1 protein-coding gene is annotated in these 2,023 nt (G+C 28.4%); it reads right to left on the reverse strand.

From position 1 onward, the window contains the following. Window positions 1-34: 34 nt before the first annotated feature. Window positions 35-1,942, reverse strand: coding sequence for a type I glutamate--ammonia ligase (locus tag NSA58_RS19570; RefSeq protein ID WP_039680048.1), 1,908 nt, complete (start codon window positions 1,940-1,942; stop codon window positions 35-37). Window positions 1,943-2,023: the final 81 nt, after the last annotated feature.

Here is a 2,023-nt window from a genome sequence, read left to right on the forward strand (position 1 = left end):
ATCCACAGTATTTTTAACAATAATAAAACTTATATTAAAATATATTTTTAGCATAATCTATATATAAGGATTGAAGTTTCTTCATATCATGGCTAAGTTCCTTTTGAAGGTTTGATACTGTCTCGTAATCTTTATTTTCTATAGCTTCAATAATCTTTGTAAATAAGCATTTATTTGTTAAAGTATCTTTCATTACTTTTGTTTTTAGCTCTGTAATTGCATTCCAATTTACTTCATCTAAAGCATCCATATTTTCTTTCGTATGTAACTTTACATAGCTTCTTAATCTATCCATATGATCATGTATAATTCTAAATCTTAATTCTTTCTTCCACTTATCTATAGCACCTGTTCTAAAAGAGTTAATTATACTGTCTGAAAATACATTTCCATTTTTTAATGATTTAAGCTTCTCTTCATACTTTTTGAAGTTTCTCATATTTTCATATACTGTTGCAGGTGGTTCACCAAATCTTACATTTCTTTCTTCTTCATTATAATATTCAAATACATCATTTTCATCTCTGTATACTCTATCTTTTTCTAAATAGAAACTTTCTTCTCCTAAGTCCTTAGATATTTCTTTTTCTAGCTCTTTAGTTGTTAACTTACTTTTAGCAGTAGCTATAATCCCATCTAACATAGTTTGATAACATCCTGCTATTACTAAATAAGCATTTGAAAGAGGGTTTGGTGATCTAAGTTCAAATCTCAAAGATTTTGGATTTTTAGCATCTCTTACAAGGCCTACAAGTACAGATCTATTTCTTGAGGGAACCTCATAAGTATGACCAAGAGACGTTACTATACAAACAGGGGCTTCGAAGCCTGGTACCAATCTTTCAAATCCATCATTTGTACAAGTTACAATTGGATTTAACACTTCATAGTTATGAAGTAATCCCATTAAAGCTCCGTATCCTATTTCATTTAAATAATCTTGTTTCATGTCTTTTGGAGCAAATAAGTTTTGAATTTTTCCATTTTTTAATTTAACACTTGCTCCTATATGGGCATGACCGCCACTTCCTGCTACTCCGAATATTGGCTTAGCTTTAAATGTTACTTCTAATCCGTTCATAGTAAATATATCTTCTATTACTTCTCTTACTATTAATTGGTTATCTGCTGCTCTAAGTGGTGAATCGAACTTCCAAGATACTTCTAATTGCTCCATAGCATGATTTGTTTTACCTTCTATGCTTATTGAACTTTGTATACCACCAACTTCTTTATGAGCCATTTCTGGACTTATACCTAACTTTTGTAACTTAATTAAAGATTTCTCTAGACATGTTCTTATTATTCCATGAGTTCTTTTCCAATATTGTTCTTTTAAGCTTTGAGATACTGCTAATTTTTCTAAGTCTGCCTTATCTTCTGGTGTATTTACCCAAAACTCTAATTCTGTAGCTGCTGTTAAAAGTATATCCTCTATATCATCTATACTATCTATACCTATATTATTTATTAAATGAGGATATTCTTTAAACAAATCAAGTAAAGATTTTTTAAAGTTTCTTTCAGCCTTTTGTAATATTCCCCTAGAACAAACTTTTTTATTGTCATGAATTAAAAATGCTGGTATTTTTAATGTTCCTATTGGAAGATTAGTATCTTCATCTATATGTTCTAAATTATAATCAACATACCATTTTGAATTAACATCTGGCATTAAATCAACTTTTGCATTATTTAATGTTGCTATATCATACAATTCAACAGAAGATCCATCTGTTTGTATAGCTGACTTTAAAAATCCTTCTACATCGTCTAAAAAAAACTCTATAGGAATTTTTTCATCAGTTGCATTCCCTCCTAAGTCTACTCCTACTAAAGATACGAATCTTATATTTTTATGCTTTGATATTAATTCTTTAAATTCTTCATCATTATAATTATTCTTATTAACATAATATAACATGTCATTGCAACTTTTCATTTTTTAAATTACCTCCAAATTTAAGTCAATATATTCCGTATTATTTTTTACTCCAATCCAAAATAATTCGTAATTTCATTT

Origin of the sequence: Terrisporobacter muris, from assembly GCF_024621905.1 — a bacterium.
GTDB lineage: Bacteria > Bacillota > Clostridia > Peptostreptococcales > Peptostreptococcaceae > Terrisporobacter > Terrisporobacter muris.

Bases quoted from the DNA above. Each gene is read 5' to 3' on its own strand.
- NSA58_RS19570 (WP_039680048.1), bottom strand. From the start codon at position 1,942: ATGAAAAGTTGCAATGACATGTTATATTATGTTAATAAGAATAATTAT.